Origin of the sequence: Ruania alkalisoli, from assembly GCF_014960965.1 — a bacterium.
Taxonomy (GTDB): Bacteria; Actinomycetota; Actinomycetes; order Actinomycetales; family Beutenbergiaceae; genus Ruania; species Ruania alkalisoli.
In genome coordinates this window covers 4,003,042-4,021,327 of sequence record NZ_CP063169.1, presented here as the reverse complement: position 1 = coordinate 4,021,327, position 18,286 = coordinate 4,003,042, and the positions used below count along the sequence as shown (strand labels likewise).

Genomic DNA, 18,286 nt, shown 5'->3' with positions numbered 1-18,286 from the left:
CGGCTCGTCCGGCGGACGGTTACGCTGGAGCGGTGATTGAGTTGAAGACTCCCGCCGAGATCGAGGCGATGCGTCCCGCCGGTGCGTTCGTGGGCCGGGTGCTGAATGCGCTCGCAGACGCGGCCGATGTCGGTGTCTCCCTGAACGAGTTGGACGCCCTCGCCCACCGGATGATCCGGGAGGAGGGCGCGACGTCCTGCTACATCGACTACCACCCTTCCTTCGGGGCGAGCCCGTTCGGGAAGGTGCTGTGCACCTCCGTCAACGACGCCGTGCTGCACGGGCTGCCCAACGACTACCGGCTCAAGGACGGCGACCTGCTCTCGGTCGACTTCGCGGTCAGCGTCAACGGATGGGTGGGCGACTCCGCGCGGAGCGTGATCGTCGGAACTCCCCGCGAGGAGGATCAGCGGATCATCCGGGCCACCGAGGAGGCGCTCGCCGCCGCCATCGACGTGGCGACCGTGGGGAACAAGATCGGCGACATCTCTGCTGCGATCGGTGAGGTTGCCGCCTCCTATGGCTACCCGGTGAACACCGACTTCGGTGGCCACGGCGTAGGCCGGGAGATGCACGGTGCCCCGCACGTTCCCAACACCGGGCGCCCCGGGCGCGGGCTTGCGCTGCGGCCCGGTCTGGTGATCGCGATCGAGCCATGGTTCATGCTCGGCACCGACGAGATCTACACGGATCCGGACGGCTGGACACTTCGCTCGAAGGATGGTTCCCGTGGTGCGCATTCCGAGCACACCGTGGCCATCACACCGGACGGGCCGCTGGTGCTCACCGCCCGCGACTGACGCCGGCTGTGGCTGACGTGCGGGCTGACGTGACTGTCCCAGGGCCGTATGCGCCGAATCTCCCTTGTCAGTGTCGGTGGGCGGTGCAAGCGTAGGGCGCATGCCACTCGCTGACTTGCCTGACCACGTCTCACCGTTCGCACACGTTCCCGGAACGTCCGAGTACGACGGCGGAGCTCACCTCTTCCGAGCGCCAGCCACACCCGAGGTCGTCCTCCGGCCCCGCACCACCGAGGAGGTGGCCGCCGCCGTCCGTGCGTGCACATCGGCCGGGCTCCGAATCCAGGTGCGCTCGGGCGGGCACGGGAGCGCGCCTTGCCCTGATGGCGCCCTCATCGACCTGAGCGGGCTGGACGGCGTCACCGTTGCCGGTTCCACGGCGGAGATCGGCGTCGGTGCCGTGTGGGCCGAGGTGGCCGCGGCGCTTGCCCCGCACGGGTTGGTGGTCACCTCGGGGGACACCGGCTCGGTGGGTGTGGGTGGACTCGTCCTCGGTGGCGGGATCGGGTGGCTGGTGCGCACCCACGGACTGACGATCGACTCCCTCCGTGGGATCGAGCTGGTCACCGCCGACGGCCGGATCCGCATGGTCGACGCCCAGGACGACCCCGAGCTGTTCTGGGCGCTGCGCGGCGGGGGCGGCAACTTCGGTGTCGTCACCCGCATCTGGATCGAGGCGGCACCCGCGCCGGACCTCGTGCGGGTCGAGCTCGGATACGAGCCTTCAGCCACCCGCTCGCTGATGGAGGCGTGGTGGCAGGTGATGGCCGAGGCGCCTGACACGGTCAACTCGACCCTTGCCGTCATGCCGGATATCAGCCCGCAGTTCCCGGCTGGCGGGCTGGTCGACCTGGTGCTCGACGGCACCGTGGGTGAGGCGAGGGAGGTCGTCGCGCCGCTGCTCGCCGTCGAGGGTCTGCGCTCGGAGCGTATCGAGAGTTGCCACTACTCCGATCTGCTGGGCCCGACGCCACCCGAGGACATTCCCGTCACCTTCGTCGGGGGCAATCGCGTGCTGCCGGACCTGACAAGCGAGGCACTCGATCAGCTCGCCGCCCTGGCCGCGGGCCAGGCGCCGACGATGCTCCTGCTGCGCGGGCTCGGCGGTGCGTTCGGACGGGTCCGCGCCGAGGAGACGGCCTTCGCGCATCGGGACGCACGCGTGCTCGCGGTCGCGAACGCGCTGCTGCCGGCAGACGCGCCGGAGGAGGCGATCGCTGCTGCGCGCGAGGCGCAGGCAGGCGTGTTCGGCCACGCCGGGATCTACGGCAACTTCTCTCTCGACCGAGGTCCGGACGTCACCGCGGCGATGTACCCACCGACCACCCTCGAACGTCTGCGGGCGGTGAAGGAGCGGGTGGATCCGGACGGGATCTTCGCGGCGGCGCACGCCCTGTACTGAGCGCCGGGGCGTTGGCGCCACGAGTCAGGAGGTGGCCGCCAGGAGGGCAACGTCAGACGTGAGCTCGCAAGGGATCGTCTCAGGAGGGTGCCACGTGTGCCGGGAACCCGCCCGTCGCGATCGGGCCCCAACGCGTGATGGTCAGCCGCAACAGCGATTTGCCCTGACGCACCATCGCCTCCCGGTATTCGTCCCAGTCCGGGTGTTCCCCAGCCACGGCCCGGTAGTACTCCACCAGTGGTTCCACCGAATCCGGTGGGTCGATGATCTCGCCGGCACCCTCCACCTGCACCCAGGGGCCGTTCCACTCGTCGGAGAGCACGCACACAGCCACCTGCTCGCGGGCACGCACATTGTTCGCCTTCGCTCGGTCCGGGTAGGTGGAGACCACCAGACGGCCCTCGTTGTCCAGACCGCAGGCCACGGGGGAGAGCTGCGGTCCGCCGTCAGACCTGAGAGTCATCACGATCCCGCGATGCCGGGGCCGCAGGAACTCCTCCAACTCGGCTCGTCCCACTCGGGTGTTCGTCGCGATCGCCATCAATCTGCACTCCTTCGTCCTGTCGTGGTGCCGCAGCCGTCTCGCCACTCAGCGGTGAGATCGTCCACCTCAGCCACCGCACCGGCCACCTCGCCGCCGTCAAGGGGCCAGAGGTCCACGCCCACGTCCAGCTGCGAACCGGAGCCGTCGGTGAACACGATGCCACGCAACGGGGCGACATCGCGATAGTCCCGGCCCCAGCCGATCGTCACGTACCGGCTGTCGACCACCTGGTCATTGGTCGGGTCTACCTGCACCCATCCGCCGTCAGGCAGCCAGACCGCCGCCCACGCGTGCGAGGCGTCCACCCCGCGCAACTTCGGCTTCCCCGGAGGTGGACGCGTCTCGATGTAGCCGGAGACATACCGTGCTGCCAGGCCCATCGACCGCATGCACCCGATGAGTAGGTGCGCGAAGTCCTGGCAGACACCCTTGCGCCCGGCGAGCACCTCCGGCAGTCGCGAACTCACCGAGGTGGAGCCGGGGGCGTAGGTGAAGTCGGTGTTGATGCGGTGCGTCAGCTCCATGATGACCTCGACCAGCGGGCGCCCGGGGGTGAAGGACTCCTGGGCGTACTCACGCACGCTCTCGTCGGTGTCGACCATCGCAGAAGGCAACCGTGCATCGGCGATCGCCACCACGGTGTTCGGGTTGTCCCGGCTCGTACCGGGCGCACCCATCCGGATCGTGCGCACCAATTGGGCGACCTCCTCCCAGCCGGTGGTGGGCAGGCGTGCGATGTCGCTGCGGCGCCGGCCTGTGGTGATCACCGCGTGGCTGACCACCCGCAGCACCTCGTGCTCGGTGGTGACGTGGAAGAACCCCGACCGGTTGCCGGCGAAGTCCCGGTGCTCGGCGACGACGTCCGGGACTGGGTCGATCACCAGCCCGCTGCTGTGCACCTGCTGACCCCCACCAGGGCGTGGCAGCAGCGTGGCCCGGCCGTAGGAGGACGTCACGGCCGCCGGATACCGGTAGGTCGTGGTGTGCGTCAGGCGATAGTGCCGGGTCGTTTCTGCCGCGCGCGCCTGGGGTGCGCTTCCGTCGCCGGTGCTCATGAGGTCACCTCCTCACGGCGGGGAACCCAGGTGCCGGCTGCGTCGGCCCACTGGATCGGCACCGGGTGGGCGAAGTGCACCCGGGCGATCTCCTCCCCCAGATCACGTAGCCGCCAGTCCAACGATTCCAGCAGCTCCGCCAGCCGGCGGCGGTCACCAGCAGGGTCGGTAGCGGCCAGAGCGGCCGCATCTTGCTCCGCCAGCAGATCCCCCAGGTCCGCCAGCAACTGGTCGCGCACCTGGGCGTTGTGCGCGGCCGTCGGCAACGAGTCCAGGTCCGTGCGCAGCGTGGTGAGCTGGTGGGCGAGTGAGCGGGGGTTGCGGGAGTCCATCAGCAACAGCTCGAGGAACGCCTCCAGCCGCGCCGTCGTCTGGGAACGCCGCCGGTAGCTGATCACCGACTCGTGTGCGATCAGCACCGATTCCAGCACCATCGAGTCCACCACGCGATCGCGCCGCACCGTCACCGTGGCTGCCAGCACCTGTACCAAGTGCTGGGCGCGTTCGAGCCGCCGGCCCACGTCCATCAGGGCCCAGCCGACATCGCGCATCATCGCCTCGTTGCCGATGCCGGCGAGGGCGAGCAATGCCTCCAGCGTCCGGGTGAGAACCCCGTCCAGTTCCAGCTCCGGTCCAACGGTGCGGGCACGCCGCGACCGGCCCCGAGCGAGGGCACGCTCGGCCGCCGACAGTGCGATCCAGGTGTCACCGGAGAGTTGGTCGCGTACCCCGGTCGCCGCCCGCACGGCATGGGCGACAGCGAAGGCGACCGATCCCGGTCGTCGTTCGTCAAGCACCACGTCATCCAGGCCGGCATCAGTGGTCACGCCAGCCAGCGCCGTCATCAGGATCTCCAACGACCGGCCGCCCGCACTGTGCGGGGTCAGGTGGTAGTCCTCCCACCGGTCGGCCACTGCACGCACGAGCCGGACGGTGGCCTCGGCTCGCTCGCTGTAGCGACCGAACCAGAACAGATCCTCCGCAGCGCCAGGGGAGATCGCCGGCACGGTCGGGTGATAGGGGGCGCCATCGTCGGTGAGCCACGGGTCCTGCACCGGCTGCGGTTCGGCGGAGAGGATCCACACGTCCTTCGCGGCTGCACCCGCCATAGGCGAGCGTGGTGCGTGGTCCAAGCGTTCGTGCCGCTCGTCGAGGTCGACGCGGGCGAGCCCGCCGGAAAGCACCTGATACCCCGAGGGCCGGGCGAGCGTGAAAGTGCGCAACGTCGTCGGACGGGCCTGCAGGCTCTCCTCCCCGATCGTCGGCGTGGTGGAGGCGTCCACCGGCTCCTGCCCCACCCACCGGTGCGGGTCCGCCGCGATCATGGTCGCCAGGTCGGCCCGCTCGGCCACCGTCAGTTCCCAGCCGTTGCGCTGGTACCCACCCGGGACGGTCTGTCGGATCACCAGGCGATCCAGGTTGGCGATCACGTGCGAGCACATGCTGCGCTCACCGCACCAGTACGTCGCGGCGGAGCCGAGCAGCAGCTCCTCACCAAGTACCTGCCGGCACAGGCGCGGTAGGAAGGTCATCAGGGCCGGGTTCTCGAGCACGCCGGCGCCGAACGGGTTCACCACGGTCACAGCGCCGCTGCGGGCGGCCTGCACCAGACCAGGGACGCCGAGCACCGAGTCGCCCCGCAGGTCCAGCGGGTCGCAGAACTCGGCGTCCACCCGCCGGATCAGCACGTCCACCGGTTCGAGGCCGCCGAGCGAACGCATCCACAGCCGGCCGTCGGAGACGACGAGATCCTCCCCCTCGACCAGCGGCAGGCCGAGCATGGTGGCGAGGTAGCCCTGGTCGAATGCCGTTTCCGAGTACGGTCCCGGGGTGAGCAGGGCGATACGTGGAGCATCACCCCCGGCCGGCGCGACCTCCTGCAGTGCGGTCCGCATCGCGTGGTAGAACGGCCCCATTCGCCGGATCCGTGCCTGGCGGTAGGAGCCGGCCAGCACCTGGGAGACCACGCGCCGGTCCTCCATCGCGAAGCCGAGACCCGACGGAGCCTGGGTGCGGTCCGACAGAGCCACCCAGGAGCCATCGGCGTTGCGCGCGAGGTCCGCCGCGTACAGGAACAGCTGATGGGGGCCGGGAATGGCAATCCCTTCCGCGGCCCGCAGGAACCCCGGGTGGGCGAGGACCAGTTCTGGCGGAAGCGCCGCGTCACCGATGAGGCGCCGTGGGCCGTAGAGGTCGGTGAGGATCGCATCCAGCAGCATCGCGCGCTGGCGCAGAGCGGTCTCCACCTGCGCCCACTCGAGCTCGTCCAGGATCACCGGCAGGGGGTCGAGCTGCCAGGGCGAGTCGGTCGTGGCTGTCGTCTGACCGGTCGAGTTCCCAGTCGTCCCAGCCGTCCCACCCGTCCCGTCTGGCCTGGCCGCACCGGGCGTCTGGGCTTCGGCATCGCCCCCGATGCCGAACCGGACACCGTGGTCCTCCAGGAGGAGGGCCACTTCCTGACGGCGTTCGGCCAGTTGCTCCCAGGACTGCACCTGGGCGAGGTCGGCCATCTGGTCCCATGCCGCGCGCGCAGCACCGGTGGACTGCAGCATCTCGTCGTGCCCCGGGCCCGCGGCACGGTAGGAGGCGAGGAGGTCGGGCACAGTGCTCCACTCTCTCGCTTGGTTCGCCGACCCCCGTAGTGTAATGCGTCGGCAAAGATCGTGCCCATGCGCGCGAGCCTGGTTTGGCGCATCCTTGACCGGCGATGACTGGTGCTGGTGGCACCGCGGGTGTCTAGGACTGCGGGTGTGATCGCACTGCCGGGGGGCGGAGTGCGCCGCAGGGCAGGCCATACTGGGCCGGTGCACCCGCTCCCCGCCGCACTCGTGGCCGCGACCTCCTCGGTCACGGCCGAGCACCCAGCTGCGGACCTGCACCGGGCTGCGCAGGCCCTCAGCAGGCGGTACCTCGCCGATCAGCCAGCGGCGCAGCCCATCATGGACTCGCGGTTGCGGGCCGTCGCCTACGTGCTCGCCCGGATGCCCGCCACGTTCGCGGCCGCCCGAGCAGCACTCGCTGAGCTGGCCATGGCAGTGCCCTCCCTGGAACCGTCCCGGGTGCTGGATCTCGGAGCGGGGACCGGCGCGATGACCTGGGCAGCGATCGACACCTTTGACTCGCTCTCGGCCGTCACCCTCGCCGACTATGCCACCGACGCACTGGACCTCGCGGTGAGGATGCTCGCGGAGGCGCCCGTCGAGGTGGACCGACAGGACCTCCGTCTGGACCGGACGGGTTCACATGCAGACGGTCCGGGTGCGGCTGATCCAGTTGCGGCTCGGCCAGGCGAGGTGGGGTCAGGTGCAGAAGAGGCTGCCCGGAAAGCGGACGGTACTGCGGGGCTCGCTCTGGCCGGCTACGTCCTGGGTGAGCTGGACGCGCAGGGCAGGGACGCCGTCGTGGATCGGCTGGCGCGCAGCGCCGGCACGGTGCTGGTGGTGGAACCGGGTACCCCGGCCGGGTACGCCCGCGTGCTCCGTGCGCGCGAACGCCTGCTCGAGGCTGGGATGAGGATCGCCGCACCGTGCCCGCACGAGCTCGCTTGCCCGCTCGGACCGGGCGATTGGTGTCACGCCGCGGCCCGGCTTGAGCGTACGGCTGCCCACCGGCAGGCCAAGGGGGGTTCGCGCGGGTTCGAGGATGAGAAGTTCGCCTACGTCGCAGCCACCCGGCTCCCGGTACAGCCGGCCGCGGCCCGGGTGCTGCGCCATCCGCAGGTGCGACCTGGTCATGTGCGGCTGCAGCTGTGCGAGTCCGACGGTCGGGCACGTGAGGTGACCGTCTCCAAACGTGACAAGGCGGCGTTCCGGGCTGCGCGGAAGGTCGCGTGGGGGCAGGGGTGGGATCCTGCAGGTGAGGATGCCTAGCAGGTGTAAGGAAGTGTTCGCCGCACGGTGACCCGCGTGCCGGCTTGGCCCGCAGCCCGCTCGCTTCTCGACCGACTGGTCGCCCTCCTGTGGCGGGAGCGACCGAACAGTTGGACACTGGTGGTCAGCCGTCTGCTGGAGGTGTCGAGAATGTCCGCCACAGTGTCGATGTCTGCATCGATGCCGATGCTCGCGAGAGGCCGCCACCGCAACCCTCGCCGCGGTGCGTGCTTCATGGAACTCGCCTCGTTCCTGGCGGGTGAAGCCTGGAGCGATGCGCCCGCGTGTACCGATGAGTCCCTCGCCCACCTGGCCCGCCTGGTGAACGACCTCACCAGCGATGCGGCTCGTCCGCGCCTGGCGGCGCTCATCCCCGGGGTGATCGGGCTGCGTGATCTCGGGCGTGGGCTCGAGGACGAGATCGCGTTGATCGCGGCGGTCCACGCCCTGCCGGTGGCGTCGGAGTCCCGGCAGCGTGCTCTGGCCGTTGGCATCGGTCGCACGGTGGGAGAGTTCGGCCGCTACACCACTCCGGCGCAGCCAGCAGTGGTGGGGTGGGCGCGCGCGAAACTCGCGGAGTACGCAGCCTTGCGCAGTTGGGCGACGACGTTCGCGCGGCGCATCGCGCGCCCGGATGTGCGGGACTCCTCCGCGATCGCGATCACGGAGATCGCCGTCCGGGGAATCGCGGAGGCGTGTGTGCCGGATCCGGACGAGCGGCTGCATCGGTTGCTCGAGGAGGTCATCGCTCACAGCCGTGCCCGGGCCGGGCTCGCCGCCCGCGAAGTCCCGGCGCTCGAACCGCACCAGTGGCGACCGCTGGTGCGGACTTCCTGACCGGCAGCTGAGCGCAGCCTAGGAAGGGTCCGGCCCTCGGAGTGAGCGGTGCTCGGGGTCGCCGGCTGCGACTGTGCGAGCCAGACTTGAGGCTGGCCAGGCATGGGTCCGCCCGCGTACCCTCAGCGGATGCGCGGGCGGAGGTAAGTCTGCGACTGTCCCGGTCCGCGTCAGCGACGCGGACCGGGACCATCTCAGTTCGCGCCGCGGCGGCGTGCGACCGCGAGCGCCGTACCCGCACCCACCAGCAGCAGGGCGATGGCGGCGATCGGTAGCACCGAGGAACCGGTGGTGGGCAGCGGAGCCACCGTGTCCGTCGTCGTGCTCGACTCCGGTGAGGTCACCGGGTCACCACCCGGGGTGGCGCCGGTCGCGGTCGCAGTGTTGCTGAGCTCGCCACCGGTGAGGTCGGCCTCGACCACCTCGTAGGTCGTGGTGCACACGACCTCCTCGTCCGGAGCGAGGGCAGCGGCCGCTGCCGGGCAGGTGACCGGCTCCAGCTCGCCCGCACCAGTGAACTCACCTTCGTCGATCGTGACGTCCTCGATCGTGACATTGCCGATGTTGGTCACCAGGAACGAGTAGGTGATCACGTGACCGGCTTCCTGGACGCTGACCGTGTCGGAGGTCTTCACCACGCTCAGGGCCGGCTCAGCCGGGGGCGGGATCGTCACCGTCGACGGGGGCGACTCGATCGGGATCTCCCCTCCCGGCGGGAAGCCGGTGGCTGTCGCGCTGTTCTCCACCGATCCGGCGTCGATGTCCTCCTGCGTGAGGGTGTAGGAGGCGGTGCACGCGAAGCTGTCACCGGGAGCCAGGCTGTCGCCGGCGCCGTCGGGGCAGGTGATCGGGCCGAGGTCGCCGTTACCGGTGAACTCGCCCTCGACGACCTCCACCTGCGTCTGGGTGACATTGCCGGTGTTGGTCACCAGGAACGTGTAGGTGATGTCCTGGTCGACGACGTAGGAGTCGACCGTTGCCGGGTCGGCCGTCTTGGTGATCGTGAGTTCCGGCTCTGCCGGGATCTCCACGCCGGTGGTCGACGGCTCCGAGGTGATCGGCTCCTCCGCCCCGGAGGGCACACCGCTTGCCGTGGCCGTGTTCGCCACCCAGCTGGCATCGACGTCGCCCTGGGTCAGGGCGTAGGTGGCGGTGCAGACCGTGTTGTCGCCGGCGGCAAGGTCGGTGACCGGGCAGGTGGCGGGCTCGGAGAGCAACGGGTCCTCGATCGCGATGTCGCTCAGATCCACCAGGCCGGTGTTGGTGACGGTGAAGTTGTAGTGGACGAGGTCACCGGTATCGGTGAGGCCGTTGCCGTTGGCATCCTCGATCGAGGCGACCTCCTTCTCGAGTTGCACCTCGGGGACGGCGCCACCGGAGGTGCTGGTGTTGTTCTCCTCGTCCGGGTCCTCCTCGTTCGCGGAGACAGTCGCGGTGTTCTCGACCAGCGTCTGCGGGTCGAGGTCGTCCGGGACCTCGGCGCTGATGGTGAAGTCCACCGACGTGCCAGCCTCGGTCCGTCCGCCGATGCAGGTGAAGGTCCCCTCGGCGACGGTGCAGTTCGGTTCGTCCGTGTCAGGGTTGAGCAGCATCTCCGGGATCGTGTCACTGACGATGAAACCGGACGAGTTGCCGGGGCCGTGGTTCGTCACGGTGATGGTGTACTCGATCGTGCCGCCAGGCACGAGCGCTGCCGGGCCGGTCTTGTCCACACTGAGGTCGGTGGGCTGACCGGGTGAGGCGGCGCCGTCGTTGTTGTTGCTCGCCGGGCCAGGCCCGGTGCTGACCACCGTGAAGGTCGGGGCGTCGGCATCCGGGTTCTCGACCGCGAGCTGCATGACGCTCCCGGAGGCGTTGAATGAGAAGCCGAGGTTGCCGTTGCCGAAGGTCCAGGCGGCACCCGCAATCGCGAGGTCTGCCGAGAAAACGCCCGGGAAGTAGGTCACCTCGCCGGTCGCAGGATCGGTGCGGGTGATCGCCCCGCTGCCCGCTCCCCAGAAGTAGCCATCGAGCAGCGCGAAGTCGGGTCCGCCGATCTCTGCCGTGTACATCGGCTGGCTGAGCTCGATGGTGTCGACCAGGGCGCCGGTGGCGACGTCGATCACCTGGAGCTCGTCGTTCTCGGGCCGTGCGCTGTAGTACAAGCCGTCGTCACCGAAGGCTCCGACGATCGACGTGCTGTAGGTCTCCGTGCCGACGCGGGTCAGGACTCCCTCCTGCCCGATGCGGATTAAGGACCCCTCGGGGAACTCCTGGCTGTCGTCACTGTTGACGATGGCGTACAGGTAGTTGTCGTCGGTGTTGTACGCCAGTGCGTTGTAGGTAACTGGGGACGTGGGGCCCTCGGTCTCGAACTCCACCTCGCCGTCGGCATTGGTGATCGCCTGGTAGAGCCCCGTCGGCTGTTCCTGGCCCACGAAGACCAACGGATCGGCTGCGTCGAACGGGTCGCCCGGAGCAGCGCTCGCGGGAGCGGCTGCCCACGGTGCCGTCGTTCCCAGCGCGGCGGCGATGAGAGCGACGACGGCGAGGAGTGCTCCGCCTCGAGCCCGCCACGGCCGTCGTGTCCGGTTGTCTGTGACTTCATGCGGTGCGCGCGGCATCGCGTCCTCCCCCGAGGCTCGTGCGGCCTCCCAGCCGCTGACGGTCTACTGCCGAGTGCTACCCAACCGCATCCGCCCCCATCCTGTCCAGGCGTTCAATTTCTTCCTTTGACGGACGTTCAACTGGTGGACCGCGTGTCAGGGGAGCTGGTGAATCGCGAACGGTAGGACAGGCCCTGCACCAGCCGTGCTGAGCAGGTGTGCAGCGACGGTGGCCGTCCATCGGGTGCGGATCGTGTCGTCTACGAGCAGGACCGGCCCGTTCAGCTCCACTCCGTCGACCACGCCCGTTCGCTCCAGCAGTTGCGAGACCCGCACACCCGAGGCCGCCTCGTCCGATGGCGGCGGTCCGCTGACCCGCAGCGCCTCCACCACGGGAAGGTGGCCCACCTGGGCGAGGTGGTCCGCAACGGAACCCACGAGCCGGGGATACCGTCGCGACGGCATGGGGACGACCGCCGTCGGGCGCTGCCAATGAGGTGCCCACCGGCGTAGCGTGGCGACGGCAGCCTGCAGGATCTCCGGCGGAGCCTCCTGGTCGTCGACCCACAGTCGCGCCAGCACATCCGACCAAGCGGGGTCGTCAGCGAAAGCGATGGCTCGCCCTTCGGCGATGATCGGACCGATCTTCCCGCGTACGCCCTCGAGGCGAGACGGCCACAGCTTGCGGGGCTCGACGATGCTGTCCAGGCCGCGGAAGTGCTGGCGGGCGGTGACAACCAGGTCCTCGCTCGGGCGGGCGCCGGGAGGGGGCAGGTGCCCGTCGCAGACCGAGCAGCGACCGCAGGGTCGTGGGTCGGGATCATCCAGGGCCTGCTGCAGGAACTGCATCAGGCAGCCCTCGCCGTGGGCGTAGCGGCGCATCAGATCGGCTTCGGTCGCTCGTACCTTCTGTAGTGAGGACCACTTCTGCTCATCGAAGTGCCAGGGTTGGCCGCTGGCAGCCCAGCCGCCACGCACCCGCTCGACGGCGCCATCGACGGCGAGGATCTTCAGCTGCGTGGCCAGACGTCCGGGCCGGATGCCGGTCGCGGTCGAGATCGCCGACTCCGAGACGGCCAGCTGATGACCGGACTCGTCCAGACCGCCCTCGCGCGCCAGCACCTCCAGAACTCGATCGACCTGTTCCGGATCGGGGATCCCGGCCGTGGCGAAGTACTCCCAGATGCGTTCATCGGCGTCCGAGGGCACGAGCACCGCGATGGCGTTGTCGAGCGCTCGGCCGGCGCGTCCGACCTGCTGGTAGTAGGCCACGGGTGAGGCGGGCGAGCCGAGATGCACACAGAAGGCGAGATCGGGCTTGTCGTAGCCCATGCCGAGTGCTGACGTCGCTACCAGCGCCTTCACCTGGTTGTCCCGCAACCGGTCCTCGAGCTCGGTCCGGTTCTCCGTCTTGCCGGTGTAGGCGGCCACGTCCAGACCTTGGGCCTGCAGGAACCCGGTCACCCGCTCGGCCTCGGCGACCGTCAGGGCGTACACGATGCCAGAGCCGGGGAGCTGCCCGACCGCCTCGGCCACCCAAGCGTAGCGTTCCAGCGGACTCAGCCCCGGGACGACGGCCAGGCGGAGTGAGGCGCGGGCCAGTGAGCCCCGTAGGGTGACGGTCGCCTCACCCAGCTGGGCGGCGACGTCCTCGGTCACCCGGGCGTTCGCCGTCGCCGTGGTGGCTAGGACCGGCGTGCCGGGCGCGAGCTGGAGCAAGGTCCGCGTGAGCCGCTGGTAGTCGGGCCGGAAGTCGAACCCCCAGTCCGAGACGCAGTGGGCCTCGTCGATCACGAGCATCCCGGTACGTGCGAGCAGCTGCGGTAGGCGCTCGGCGAAGCGCGGGTTTGAGAGCCGCTCGGGGGAGATGAGCAGGACGTCGATCGTCCCGGCGGCAAGTGAGGCCAGAACCTCGTCCCACTCCTCGATGTTCGTGGAGTTGATCGTGGCAGCATGCAGCCCTGCCCGCTCGGCCGCGGCGATCTGGTCCCGCATCAGTGCCAGGAGTGGTGAGACCACCAAGGTGGGACCTGCACCCCGGGAGCGCAGTGCCGCCGTCGCCCCCCAGTAGACCGCGGACTTGCCCCACCCCGTGGCCTGGACCACCAGCACCCGCCGGCCGTGGTCGACCAGTTCGGTCACGGCCCGTTCCTGATCCGGGCGCGGTGCGGCCTCCGGCCCGGCCACGGAGCGGATGGTGGCGGCGAGGAACTCAGCGGTGGATGTCATTACCTCCATCCTGCCTGCTGCCGGTGAAACTCGTCAGCGTCTATCCACAGCAGTGCTCTGGTGGGCGACTAGGGCTGTTGCGTCTGCTCGATGAGTTCGCGTGCGGTTGCAATGCTCCGCGATGCCGCTATCGGGTCGATACGGGCGAGCGCGAAGGCTGCGACGATGAGGCCGGTCACCGTGTCGGCCAGCTGGGTCACCTCCGCCGGCTCGGCTGCGGGGTGATGTGCTTCGATTCCGCGGGTGAGTGCCTCGTGTAGCTCGCGGCGGTAATCGGCGATGACTGCGGCGACGTGCACGTCCTGGGCGATGGGAGCCCCGGCCGTATTGACGAGGAGGCACCCGTTGGTCGCGGACATGGAGTCCGCACGTGAGAAGGCATCGCTTAGCCCGGTGAGGTAGGTGATCACGGCGTCAGGTTCGACGGACTCGCTCTGCATCGGACGCAGCCGCGGGCGGATTACCTCATCCAGATAGCTCTGCACGGCTGCGTCGAACAGCCCCCGTTTGGAGCCGAAGGCGTTGTAGATGCTGGAGCGGCTCAGACCTGTGGCTGCCTCCAGGTCGGGGACGGAGGTCCCTGAGTAGCCGGAGTGCCAGAACGTCGCACGTGCTGCTCGCACCACGGTGTCGCGGTCGAAGCTCTGTGTTCTGGCCATGATCTTCCCCACTCGACTTTTTAGACTGTCCGGTCCAGTATATACTGGACCGAACGTTACAGAATCGGTCCAGCCCAGTCTGGGCCACCGAAAGGGAATCCACATGATCATCGCGGGACTCGTGCTCACTGGTGTCGCGGCGCTGGTCCACATCGTCATCTTCTACCTGGAGTCGATCGCGTGGACGGGGGCGCGCGCTCGTGCCGTCTTCGGCACCAGTGAGGCGGAGGCTCAGGCCACCAAGGCGCTCGCCTTCAATCAAGGCTTCTACAACCTATTCCTCGCCATTGCAGTGTTCACGGGGATGATCTTGTTCGCCGCCGGCCAGAGTGCGGCAGGAGCGGCGCTCCTATTCGCCGGTGCCGGATCGATGGCGGCAGCAAGCCTGGTGCTGGCGATTTCCAGCCCCGACAAACTCGCGGCCGCGATGAAGCAGGGCATCCTTCCCGCGCTCGGCGTGATCGTTCTCGCCATCGCACTGACCGCGTGACCACCCACCATTCAAAGAGAAAGTTGAGACCACACCTCCATGCCGCACTTCAATTCCACGCAGATCCAGCTCGCGTCCCGCCCGGAAGGCTGGCCGACGCACGAGAACTTCCAGACCGTGCAGGCCACCCACGGCGACCTGCTGGAAGGGCAGGTGCGGGTGCGCAACGAGTTCATCTCGGTCGATCCCTATATGCGGGGCCGGATGGACGACGTCCGCAGCTACGTCGCTCCCTACGCACTCGGTGAGACGATCACTGGCGGAGCCATCGGCAGGGTGATCGAATCTGCTGCCCATGATGTTCCGGTCGGAGCGGTCGTGCTGCACCAGCACGGCTGGGCCGATGCGGTGCAGGCGGATGCCGGAACCTTCACCGTGGTGCCCGAGGTGCCGGGCCTGCCGCTCTCGCTGCGGCTGCACATCCTGGGGATGACCGGACTGACCGCGTATGTGGGTTTGACGACCATCGCGGGTCTGCGCGAGGGAGACACGGTGTTCGTCTCCGGAGCGGCTGGTGCTGTCGGCACCGCGGTCGGACAGATCGCGAAACTGCTCGGGGCCAAGCGTGTGATCGGGTCGGCCGGATCGGACGAGAAGGTCGCGCTACTGACTCAGAAGTACGGATACGACGCCGCCTTCAACTACAAGGATGGCGACATCCGCGGGCAACTCGCGCAGGCCGCCCCTGACGGGATCGACGTGTATTTCGACAACGTCGGCGGTGACCACCTCGAGGCTGCGCTCGCCGTGTTCAACGACGGTGGCCGGGCCGCACTGTGCGGTGCGATCTCCAGTTACAACGCCACCGAGCCCAGCCCCGGGCCCGACAATATGGCCAACATCATCACTCGCGCGCTCACCCTGCAGGGATTCACCCTCGCGAGTTACCTCCACCTGGCGCCCGAGTTCTCGGAGAAGATGACAGCCTGGTTCGCCGCGGGAAGAATCGCCTACGACGAGACCATCGTCGACGGATTCGAGAACACAGTCGATGCCTTCCTCGACATGATGCGCGGAGCGAACACCGGCAAGATGCTCGTGCGCGTCTGACGATGGCAAGGACGGAGCTGACCCGGCCCCGTTGGCTGCGACATGCGCGAAGGGCCGCACCCGATGCGTGGGTGCGGCCCTTCGTGCGGTGGTGATCAGCGGATCGAGTCACGTACCTTCGCTGCGCGTGCGGCACCGATCAGCAGCCCACCCAGGAGCATTGCTCCGAGCGCCGCCAGCCCAAGATCCGGCCCGACGGCGGCCCCTGTCTCTGCCAGGGAGCCATCGCCATCCGTACCGCTGCCGTCCGCGGCCACGATCTCCAATGGAGCCCAGCCGATTAGGGTGCCGTCGGCGGCCTGGACCACGATCTGGTGGTCGCCCAGGGTGGCGTCAGCCGGGATGGTGATGGTGGTCGTCCCATCATCTGCCACGGTGCCGGTGGCCAGGAGTACCGGATCCGAGTGCAACCACACGTGCACCTGCTCACCCTCGTTGCCCGCCACGGTGACTTCGATCGAATCCCCGCGCTCCGCCGTCGTCGGAGCGGTGACACTCCCGCGGGAGTCCTCGGTGAGGTCCTCGTCCGGGGTGGGAACAGGTTCGGTCGAGGGGTCGGTCGGCTCGGGGTCAGTAGGTTCCGGATCGGTCGGCTCGACGCACTCCTCACCGGCTGCCGCTCGCAGGGAGACGCCGTCGTGGGCGGTGTCGGAGATCCACAGCACTCCCGGCGCCACCTCGTCGTTCACGTCGCACCAGTCGAATGCGATGCCCTCGTTGGTGTAGCTCGTGTTCATCCCGGTCGGTGCGTGGTAGGTGAGCGCTCGTGTCAGCTCGCCGTCATCGAAGCTGAGCACCGAGGTGCGGTTGTCGCACGACTCGTCGCACAGCACCCACAGCTCGTTGGCGCCGGCGCGCCAGTCCAGGCCCATCGCAGCCGACATGGCCTCGCTCGGGGCGACGGACTGCAGGTGGGTGGCGGTGCCGTCGGACTCGAGCACCACCAGGTGGATGTCACCGGTGGACTCCACGGCCACGGCGAAGATGCCGCCGAAGTGCTCGCCGTACGCGGCCGGGTCGTAGACCGCGCCGTCAGCGTCGCGGACCCCGAGTGCCGTGGCGTCGGCGTCGGAGATCCACTCGATCCCCTCCAAGCCGCCGTTCGCGCTGAGCGGGCCGGTGATGTCAGCCAGGTTCCACTCGTGGGTGGCGGTCCCGGTCTCAGTGTCCACGCGCAGCACTGACGGGCGGCTGGTGCCACCGGCGGCGTTGTCACGCTCGGTGGAGGCGAAGATCTGGCCGTCCTCGGTCACGGTGACGCCCTCAGTGTCCGGTTCGCCTCCGCCGTCGGGATAGGTGACGACCTGGGAGCCGCTCACTACGTACTGATCGCCCTCGGCAACCATCGTGACCAGCTCGGAGGTGCCGTTGTTGACCGCGTACACAGTGCCGTCCGTGGCGATGTCGATGCCCGACATGTCCTCACCGAAGGTGCCCGCCGCCACGGCGTCAGTGATCTCGTTGGCGAACGGCCACGGCTCGGCCTCAATCTCCGGTTCGACGATCTCGTCGCACGCGTTCGGGAGTTCATGGGTGCTCTCGGAGGTCTCGGCGAAGGCGCCGGTCATGTCCGGGCAGCGCCCGAGCGTGATCGGGGCGTGGTCCTGCCAGGCCAGCGAGTCCACCACGATGCCCTCGGCATCCCGCAGGGTGACGCTGTCCGGGTTGCCGAGTCCGAAGTTCGGCTGGGTCATGAACGCCGCATACCCGCCGGACTCGATCTCGCCCGAGAGTTCGACGGGCGGGTGCGTGGGGTCGTTGTCGATGAGGGTCCAGCCGGTCAGGTCCACCGATTGCTCGGTGTCGGTGTTGGCCAGCTCGACCCAGTCGCCGATGCCGCCGTTGGACTCGATCTCGTTGATGACGACCGGGCTCTCCGCGTCGCGGGCCACGTTGGCCGAACCCGGGGTGGGGCGGGTGTCGACGAAGGCTCCGGTGGCGTCCGGCACGCGGCCCTCCGTGAACGCGTGCTCGGTCCATTCGTAGGAGTCGACCAGCCCGAGGCCATCGGCGACGTAGAGGCGGATCATGTCGTTCTTGCCGAGGCCGAAGCCGTCGTCGGTGATGTTGGTCTCGATCACCAGGAACTCGCCCGGCTCGAGCGTGGTTCCCGCAGCGATCGGGAGGGCCTTGAGGTCGCTGTCGTCGCGCAGGATCCAACCCGAGAGGTCGACCTCAGCGTCGCCGTCGTTGATCAGCTCCACCCAGTCCTCGCCGTCGTCCGGGTCATCGGACATGACCTCGTTGACGGCGATGGTCTCCTCGGCGTCGTACCACTGCGGCTCGTTCCGCTCCACGTTCGCGGTGCCGGGGGTGGGTTCGGTGTCGGTGAACTCGCCGGTGCCATCGGGCACTCGTCCTTCGGTGAAGGCGTGATCGGTCCAGGCGTAGGAGTCGACGAGCGTCTCGTCGGGGGTGAACAGGCGGGCCATGTCATTCGAGCCCAGTCCGAAGCCGTCGGCGACCTCGTTGGTCTCGAACACGGCGTACGCGCTCGGCTCGAGCACGGTGCCATCGGCGATGGTGAAGGTGTGAGTGTCATCGTCGTCGCGGATGATCCACCCGGAGATGTCGACACTCTCGGTGCCGGCGTTGGTCAGCTCGACGAAGTCGGGGGAGCTGTCCGCGCTGTTGGACTGCACCTCGTTGATCCGCACGTCTGTCTCGGCGGCGGCAGCAGGTGCAGCGAGGAAGATGCCACCGGTCGCGCTGCCCACGAGGGCGGCGACCGTGGCGAGGGAGAGCGTGCGGCGCACAGGTGCTCCT

At 69.0% G+C, this 18,286-nt stretch carries 13 protein-coding genes; 6 read left to right on the top strand and 7 right to left on the bottom strand.

Annotated features, from left to right (window positions below; genetic code table 11):
• Window positions 1-32 precede the first annotated feature (32 nt).
• Together map and IM660_RS17920 are read left to right on the top strand one after the other, a co-directional pair.
• A complete protein-coding gene (map, locus tag IM660_RS17925) occupies window positions 33-800 on the top strand; it encodes a type I methionyl aminopeptidase (protein WP_193497124.1) in 768 nt (255 codons plus the stop codon).
• A 100-nt stretch (window positions 801-900) separates the two neighbouring features.
• On the top strand, window positions 901-2,202 hold the full coding sequence (locus IM660_RS17920; RefSeq protein WP_193497123.1) for an FAD-binding oxidoreductase: 1,302 nt from the start codon (window positions 901-903) through the stop codon (window positions 2,200-2,202).
• Between the two features lie 79 nt (window positions 2,203-2,281).
• Here the strand turns inward: IM660_RS17920 and IM660_RS17915 are convergent, their stop codons facing one another.
• Genes IM660_RS17915 through IM660_RS17905 form a run of 3 tightly spaced genes read right to left on the bottom strand, consistent with a single transcriptional unit; the run spans window position 2,282 to window position 6,404 of the window.
• Window positions 2,282-2,743: a PPOX class F420-dependent oxidoreductase gene (locus tag IM660_RS17915; RefSeq protein ID WP_193497122.1), complete on the bottom strand. Its 462-nt coding sequence runs from the start codon at window positions 2,741-2,743 to the stop codon at window positions 2,282-2,284.
• Window positions 2,743-3,801 carry a transglutaminase family protein gene (locus IM660_RS17910; RefSeq protein WP_193497121.1) on the bottom strand — a complete coding sequence of 353 codons (1,059 nt, stop codon included), beginning with the start codon at window positions 3,799-3,801 and terminating at the stop codon, window positions 2,743-2,745. The genes IM660_RS17915 and IM660_RS17910 overlap by 1 nt, the downstream gene beginning before the upstream one ends.
• Complete coding sequence (locus tag IM660_RS17905) at window positions 3,798-6,404, bottom strand: circularly permuted type 2 ATP-grasp protein (RefSeq protein WP_193497120.1); 2,607 nt, start codon at window positions 6,402-6,404, stop codon at window positions 3,798-3,800. The genes IM660_RS17910 and IM660_RS17905 overlap by 4 nt, the downstream gene beginning before the upstream one ends.
• Before the next feature lie 201 nt (window positions 6,405-6,605).
• Between IM660_RS17905 and IM660_RS17900 the strand changes: the two genes are divergently transcribed.
• Together IM660_RS17900 and IM660_RS17895 are read left to right on the top strand one after the other, a co-directional pair.
• Window positions 6,606-7,670 carry a small ribosomal subunit Rsm22 family protein gene (locus IM660_RS17900; protein ID WP_210769018.1) on the top strand — a complete coding sequence of 355 codons (1,065 nt, stop codon included), beginning with the start codon at window positions 6,606-6,608 and terminating at the stop codon, window positions 7,668-7,670.
• Window positions 7,671-7,820: 150 nt separating this feature from the next.
• Entirely contained in the window at window positions 7,821-8,507 is a 687-nt protein-coding gene (locus tag IM660_RS17895) for a hypothetical protein (RefSeq protein WP_193497119.1), read from the top strand.
• Between the two features lie 194 nt (window positions 8,508-8,701).
• Here the strand turns inward: IM660_RS17895 and IM660_RS17890 are convergent, their stop codons facing one another.
• The 3 genes from IM660_RS17890 to IM660_RS17880 form a co-directional block, all read right to left on the bottom strand.
• Window positions 8,702-11,110: a DUF11 domain-containing protein gene (locus tag IM660_RS17890; RefSeq protein WP_193497118.1), complete on the bottom strand. Its 2,409-nt coding sequence runs from the start codon at window positions 11,108-11,110 to the stop codon at window positions 8,702-8,704.
• A 138-nt stretch (window positions 11,111-11,248) separates the two neighbouring features.
• The gene (locus IM660_RS17885) at window positions 11,249-13,321 is read right to left on the bottom strand and encodes a RecQ family ATP-dependent DNA helicase (protein WP_193497117.1); all 2,073 of its coding nucleotides are present in this window, start codon (window positions 13,319-13,321) and stop codon (window positions 11,249-11,251) included.
• 68 nt (window positions 13,322-13,389) lie between these two features.
• Window positions 13,390-13,980 (bottom strand): TetR/AcrR family transcriptional regulator, encoded by a 591-nt coding sequence (locus tag IM660_RS17880; RefSeq protein ID WP_193497116.1) that lies wholly within the window; start codon window positions 13,978-13,980, stop codon window positions 13,390-13,392.
• Window positions 13,981-14,083: 103 nt separating this feature from the next.
• Here IM660_RS17880 and IM660_RS17875 point away from each other — a divergent pair, with 103 nt between their 5' ends.
• Both IM660_RS17875 and IM660_RS17870 read left to right on the top strand, forming a co-directional pair.
• Complete coding sequence (locus IM660_RS17875; RefSeq protein WP_193497115.1) at window positions 14,084-14,470, top strand: DUF1304 domain-containing protein; 387 nt, start codon at window positions 14,084-14,086, stop codon at window positions 14,468-14,470.
• Between the two features lie 39 nt (window positions 14,471-14,509).
• A complete protein-coding gene (locus IM660_RS17870) occupies window positions 14,510-15,520 on the top strand; it encodes an NADP-dependent oxidoreductase (protein ID WP_193497114.1) in 1,011 nt (336 codons plus the stop codon).
• Window positions 15,521-15,615: 95 nt separating this feature from the next.
• Here IM660_RS17870 and IM660_RS17865 read toward each other — a convergent pair whose 3' ends face one another.
• Window positions 15,616-18,276, bottom strand: coding sequence for a lamin tail domain-containing protein (locus tag IM660_RS17865; RefSeq protein WP_193497113.1), 2,661 nt, complete (start codon window positions 18,274-18,276; stop codon window positions 15,616-15,618).
• Between the last annotated feature and the right edge of the window lie 10 nt (window positions 18,277-18,286).